General features: G+C 72.5%; 4 protein-coding genes. 1 reads left to right on the plus strand and 3 read right to left on the minus strand.

The window, feature by feature from the left end; all coding sequences use genetic code 11:
• Nucleotides 1-61: 61 nt before the first annotated feature.
• Nucleotides 62-1,486 (minus strand): DUF2252 domain-containing protein, encoded by a 1,425-nt coding sequence (locus tag AADR41_RS04115; RefSeq protein ID WP_342279981.1) that lies wholly within the window; start codon nt 1,484-1,486, stop codon nt 62-64.
• 283 nt (nt 1,487-1,769) lie between these two features.
• Between AADR41_RS04115 and AADR41_RS04120 the strand changes: the two genes are divergently transcribed.
• Nucleotides 1,770-3,593 (plus strand): glycoside hydrolase family 15 protein, encoded by a 1,824-nt coding sequence (locus AADR41_RS04120; RefSeq protein ID WP_342279982.1) that lies wholly within the window; start codon nt 1,770-1,772, stop codon nt 3,591-3,593.
• 6 nt (nt 3,594-3,599) lie between these two features.
• Here AADR41_RS04120 and AADR41_RS04125 read toward each other — a convergent pair whose 3' ends face one another.
• Both AADR41_RS04125 and AADR41_RS04130 read right to left on the minus strand, forming a co-directional pair.
• Entirely contained in the window at nt 3,600-5,369 is a 1,770-nt protein-coding gene (locus tag AADR41_RS04125) for a cation:proton antiporter (protein WP_342279983.1), read from the minus strand.
• A gap of 19 nt (nt 5,370-5,388) precedes the next feature.
• On the minus strand, nt 5,389-6,228 hold the full coding sequence (locus AADR41_RS04130; protein ID WP_342279984.1) for an SDR family oxidoreductase: 840 nt from the start codon (nt 6,226-6,228) through the stop codon (nt 5,389-5,391).
• Between the last annotated feature and the right edge of the window lie 116 nt (nt 6,229-6,344).

Here is a 6,344-nt window from a genome sequence, read left to right on the forward strand (position 1 = left end):
TGAGCCGGTTCCGGTACTGCCATCCTCCTGGACCAGCGCACGGCCGGACCGGCGAAGCGGCTCAGCGGTCCGGGGCGGCGGGAAGCCGGCCCGCCCGCACCGCGTCGACCAGCGCCCGGTGGTCCCGCTCGTTGCGGTCGGCGTACTTCTCGGCGAAGCGGACCAGTGCCCGGTCGAACGAGGGGCCGAGCCCCAGGTACGCCGCGATGGCGATCCGGTCGCCGGAACGCGCGTGCGCGCGGGCCAGGGTGGCGCCGCACGCCTCGCCGAACACCCGCATGCCGGACGGCACCATGTCCTCCGGCTCGACGATGCCCTTCCAGTCGCGCAACTGGCGTACGTAGAAGTCGCGGCGCCTGCCGTCGGTCCCGTCCACCCGTTCCCAGCCGAGGAAGATGTCGCTCGCCGCCTGCATCAGCCGCTGCCCCGAGACCACCCGCTCGCCCTGGTTGCGGTACGGGCCGGCGCCGGCATGGGGCGCGAGCACCGAGGTTCCGGCCTCCTTGGCCTGGAGGAGGAGCGGATCCCCGCCGTCCCTGCCGAGCATCAGGATGATCCAGCAACGCGTGCCCACGCTGCCGACGCCGACCACCTTGCGTGCCATGTCCACGAACCGGAAGTCCGAGAGCAGGGTCCGCCGGTCCGACGGCAGGCTGCGGCCGTAGTGCGAGACCAGTGCGCGGAACTGCTCCCGCATCGCCTCCCGCCGGCCCTCCGGAAACAGATCGGCGACCGGTACGACCAGCGGCGGGTCCGCCGCGATGCGCAACTGCCCGTCCACCGTCCCGGTGAGCCTGTCGAAGGCCTGGAGACTGTCCCGGGAGCGGGCCTTCGCCGCGAACCGGGCCAGCTTCCTGCGGCCGCGCTTCGCCAACTGCTGGGCGGCCAGCGCTTCGAGGCGGCCGATGTCGATCCGCGCGTACCAGACATCGAGGTTGCGCATGCCGGCGAACCGGATCATCGACTCCCGGTACGACCGCACCGTGGCCAGCACGATGTCCGCGCGCTCCCGCTCGGTGAAACCGTTCGCGCGTCCCGCGATGACGAAGCTGGCCGCCAGGCGTTTGACGTCCCACTCCCAGGGACCGGGCGACGTCTCGTCGAAGTCGTTGATGTCGAACAGCAGATTCCGCTCGGGCGAGGCGAACAGCCGGAAGTTCAGCAGATGGGCGTCCCCGCACAGTTGGGCCCTGATCCCGGAGTTCCCGGTGGTGGCCAGGTCGGCGGCCATGATCGCGGCGCCACCCCGGTAGAAGCGGAACGGCGACTCGATCATCCGGCCGTAGCGGATCGGTACGAGTTCGGGCAGCCGCGTCGCGGACTGGGCTTCGAGGACGGCCAACGGGTCGGGCCGGTCGGCCGGCGGTTCGAACTCGGCGTGGCTCGACCTGGGCGTCGACCGCCGGGCCGCCCTGCCGAGGGCCGCCCGCTGCTCGGGCGTCGCATCCGGTGCCGTCCTGAGCATCGATTTCGCGTCCTGCGGCATCGGGCCCTCCTGACTGCTCCACGGGCGTGCGCCGCACCGGCCGGCACCGAGGACCGGACGGGCCCGGCCGGGCACCGCGCCGGTCGGCGCGCCCGTGCCCTGCGTCCGATCATCGCGGCTCGGCCCGGTTTCGGCATCATCTGGACGCCGCCCGTAGCAAGCCGGATCCGGGCCGTTACCGCCGCACCGCCCGGAGGGGCGAGCACGGGGCGCCGGGCGGATAGTGGAAGGCGGAGGGGGCCCGTCCGGGAACGGATGCCATGGGCCCCGGGAACGGACACTCATGGACCGGTACCCTCCCATCGCCGAACACGGGCTGGTGGGCGACCTGCAGACCGCGGCCCTGGTCTCCTCGCGCGGGGTCGTCGACTGGTTCGCCGCGCCGAGGTTCGATTCCCCCAGCATCTTCGCCGCACTGCTCGACCACGACGGCGGCGGCTACTTCCGGCTGGCACCCGACGACCCCGGGGTCTCCTGCCGGCAGCTCTACTACCCGGACACCGCGGTCCTGGTCACCCGCTTCATGTCGCCGGACGGTGTCGGCGAGGTGTTCGACTGGATGCCGCCCGAACGCACCGGGATCCCCACCGACCGGCACACCCTGGTGAGGGCCGTCCGCGCGGTGCGCGGGACCGTCCGGTTCGCGATGGAGTGCCGGCCCCGGTTCGACTACGGTCGGGCCTCCCACGAACTCGATCCGGGTCCTTCGGGAGCCGTCTTCCGTTCCCCGGGGATCACCGCACACCTGCACACCACCGGATTCCCGGTGGTCCGCGACGGCCGGGACGTCGTGGGCGAAGTGGTGCTGAACGTCGGCGAGTCGGCGGCCGCGGTCCTCACCGTCTGCGCCCCCGACGGGCCCGCGCCGCCGGAGCCGGACGTCGACGCCGTCACCGAACAGCTCTGGGAGGCCGTCGACTTCTGGCAGCTATGGGTGCGCAACTCCCGCTACCGGGGCCGCTGGTCCGAGATGGTCAACCGGTCCGCCATCACGCTCAAGCTGCTCACCTACGCCCCCTCCGGCGCACCGGTCGCCGCCGCGACGATGGGCCTGCCCGAGCAGGTGGGCGGCGAACGCAACTGGGACTACCGCTACGCCTGGGTCAGGGACGGCTCGCTGTCGGTCCGGGCCCTGCTCGACCTCGGGTTCGTGGACGAGGCGGTCGCCTTCACCCACTGGCTGGGCGACCGGCTCCGGCAGGACAACGGGGAAGAGGCCCTGCGGATCATGTACCGGGTCGACGGGGAACCCCTGCTGACGGAGGAGGTCCTGCCCCATTTCGAGGGCTACCGGGGCTCGTACCCGGTACGGATCGGCAATGCGGCCGCCGACCAGTTGCAGCTCGACATCTACGGCGAGGCCCTCTACGCCCTGTCCGAGGGCCGGGAGGTGGGTGTTCAGGCAGGGTACCGGGGCTGGCAGGTCGTCGCCCGGACCCTCGACTGGCTCGTGGACCGCTGGGACCGGCCCGACGAGGGCATCTGGGAGACCCGCGGCGGTCGGCAGGACTTCACCTACAGCCGGGTGATGTGCTGGGCGGCGTTCGACCGCGGCCTGCGGCTGGCCGCCGATCTCAGCAGACCCGCCGACACCGCCCGGTGGACCGGCGCCCGGGACGCCATCCTCGAACAGGTCATGGAACACGGCTGGGACGAGTCCGAGCAGGCCTTCGTCCAGTACTACGGCGGCGGGGTGCTGGACGCCTCGCTGCTGCTGATCCCCAGGGTGGGGTTCCTCGCCCCGAAGGACCCGGACTGGCTCGCCACGCTCGACGCGATGGACCGCACACTCGTCTCCGACAGCCTCGTCTACCGCTACGACCCCGCGGCGTCCCCGGACGGGCTGCGGGGCTCCGAGGGAACGTTCAGCCTCTGCACGTTCCTCTACGTGGACGCCCTGGTCCGCGCCGGCCGGCTGCGGATGGCCCGGTACACCTTCGAGAAGATGCTCACATACGCCAACCACGTCGGCCTGTTCGCCGAGGAGATCGGCCCCAGTGGCGAGCAACTCGGCAATTTCCCGCAGGCGTTCACCCACCTGTCGCTCATCACGGCGGCCCGCAGCCTCGACGAGGCCCTGGACCGGGCCCGCGAGAAGCGCCGCTGACGGCGCTCAGCGCGACAGCTGCCGGGACGGCGGGCCGAGCAGGACGGCGATGTCGCCCGGCTGGGCCCGAGGGGTGTGTGCGGGGGTGACCGGGACGAGCCGCCCGTCGGCGCGGACGACGAACAGCACATCGTGCCCGGCCGGGACGGCGCCGTCGGCCCGCCGGGTCGTCACCCGGGCCCCGGCCTCGTACCGGCGGGCCAGCTCCGGCCCGGTCAGGCCGGCACGGAAGAGCGGCTCGCCCCCGGTGTACGGCGCCACCACCCCCTGGCTGCCGGCGGCCGGTCCGAGCCGGTGCACCGGGCCCTCGACGCTCTCCCGCAGGGTCATGGCGGCGAGGGCGTTGAAGTCGTCCTCCTCGGTGAGCAGCAGCACATCGGTGATGCCCTCCAGTTCCGCCCCGGCGCCCGAGGCCGCCGCGAGCAGCTCGCCCGGCGCCAGGGGCAGCCCGGCCTCCTCGATCCGGGCCCGCTGCCGCTCGGCGCCCGCCCACATCAGCACGTCCAGTCCCGCCGAGCGCAGCGCGCGCCCCAGATCGACCGCCCAGGGCGAGCCGCCGACCAGCAGCGGCCGGGACCGGGCGGGGCGCAGCACCCCGAGCCGCCGGGCGACCGGAAACGCCGTCAGGCCGTACAGCGTGACGGTGGCGACGATCACCACGAAGGTCGCGGGAAGGATCCGCTCGGCGCCGTCGACACCCCGCGCCACCAGGGTCGCCGAGAACGTGGAGGCGGTCGCCGCGGCGACGATGCCACGCGGAGCCATCCACCCGATGAACCATCGTTCCCCGCCGCGCACATCGGTCCCGGCCGTCGCCACCAGGGCCACGAGCGGGCGCACCACCAGCACCAGGAGGGCGACCAGTGCGAGCGAGGGCAGCACCACATGGCGCAGCGAGGCAGGGGTGACCGTGGCCGAGATGGAGATGAACAGCAGACCGATGATCAGCGAGACCAGTGTGTCCAGGAACGGCCGGCGGGCCGGAATGTCCAGCCCCGGCAGATTCACCATGGCCATTCCCATGACCACCGCCGAGATGAGCCCGGTGTCCTCGCGGAGCGCGTCGCAGGCGGCGGCGATCCCGATCACCGCGGCGATCTGCGCCGACGTGGCCAGCTCCTCGTTCAGCCGGACGTGGCGCAGCAGCAGCCACAGCACGCCGACCCCGATCGCGCCGCCCACCGCACCCACCGCGGCGCTGGCCGTGAACTGCTCCAACTGGCTCCCGAAGCCCTTGAGTTCACCGGCCACCACGGCATGGAAGACCAGCGCCCCGAGGATGCCGCCGACCGGGTCGATCAGGGAGCCCTCCCAGACGAGGATGCGCTGCAACCGCTCGGAGGGCCGTACGAAATTGAGCAGCGGCCCGACGACCGTGGGACCGGACACCACGAGGATCGCGCCCAGCATCACCGCCGCTCCCTTGGACATGTCCAGCACCGGCACCGCGAACAGCGCGGCGGTCAGCCAGGTGATGAGCGCCCCCAGCCAGAGCAGTCTGACCACGACGCGCCGGGTGTGGCCCCGCAGCCGCCCGAGTTCCAGACCGAGCCCGGCCTCGTAGAGGATCACCGCCACCGCGAGCGAGACCAGCGGGGAGAAGGCCTCGCCCAGCAGTTTCTCCGGGTTGACGGTGTCCGTCAGCGCCCCGGCGGCGAAACCGACCGGCAGCAGGATCAGCAGTGCGGGGACCCGCAGCCGGCTCGCCAGCAACTGGGATCCGACCGCCAGCACCACGATGAGTCCCACGCCCACCATTACTTGATCAGCCGTCATGTCCCTGCCTCCCACGGGGTCAGCCTCCGGTGGCGAAGCCGGGGTAGAGCGTCATCCCGCCGTCGACGTAGATCGTGGTGCCCACGACGTAGTCCATCAGGTCGGACGCCAGCAGCGTCACCGCGGCGGCGACGTCCGCCGGATCGCCCACCCGGCGGTAGGGGATCAGTTTGAGGAGTTCGGCCTCGGCCTCGGGGGTGTCCCAGGCGCTGGTGTTGATGGGGGTACGGATGGCGCCGGGGGCCACGGCGTTGACCCGGATGCCGCGGGGGGCGCATTCCTGGGCCAGGGTCCGCATCATCATGAGGACGCCGCCCTTGGATGCGGCGTAGTTCGCGTGCCCCGCCCACGGAATGATCTGGTGGACCGAGCTCATACAGATGATCTTCCCGGCGGCGCGGGACACCCCGGGCACGACGCCCCGGCGGTCGAACTCCTTGACCGCCTCCCGGGCGCACAGGAACTGCCCGGTGAGATTGACGTCCAGCACCTTGTTCCACTGGTCCGGGGTCATCTCCTCGGCGGCGGCGTCCCGCTGCAGTCCGGCGTTGGCGACCAGGACGTCGATCGTGCCGAACTCCTCGGCCATGCGGGCGAACATCCCGACGACCTGGTCCTCCCGGGAGACATCCGCACGGTGGGCGTACGCCCGCACACCCAAGGACTCGATCTCCCGCACCACGTCCTCGGCCGCCTCGCGGCCCGCGACGTAGTTGACGACGACATCGGCACCTGCCCGTCCCAGCTCCACCGCGGTCGCCCGGCCGATGCCCGAGCTCGCCCCCGTCACCAGCGCCTTCTGGCCCCGCAGCAGGGACGACGGCATCCGCTGCCGGCCCGCGTCCGCCCGTTGGGTCATCGCCGTCTCCTGTCACCCCGCGCGTGGCGGTCCTCGGAAACCCGTGGAACCCCGGGCCGGCCCCCGCAGGCCGTCCGCGCGGGTCCACCATCGGTGGCGGCGGGGGAGGCAGGGGG

The sequence above is a fragment of the Streptomyces sp. CLV115 genome, from assembly GCF_038448545.1.
Lineage (GTDB): Bacteria > Actinomycetota > Actinomycetes > Streptomycetales > Streptomycetaceae > Streptomyces > Streptomyces sanglieri.

Coding starts and splice junctions, on each gene's coding strand:
- AADR41_RS04115 (WP_342279981.1), bottom strand. CDS start 1,486: ATGCCGCAGGACGCGAAATCGATGCTCAGGACGGCACCGGATGCGACG.
- AADR41_RS04120 (WP_342279982.1), top strand. CDS start 1,770: ATGGACCGGTACCCTCCCATCGCCGAACACGGGCTGGTGGGCGACCTG.
- AADR41_RS04125 (WP_342279983.1), bottom strand. CDS start 5,369: ATGACGGCTGATCAAGTAATGGTGGGCGTGGGACTCATCGTGGTGCTG.
- AADR41_RS04130 (WP_342279984.1), bottom strand. CDS start 6,228: ATGACCCAACGGGCGGACGCGGGCCGGCAGCGGATGCCGTCGTCCCTG.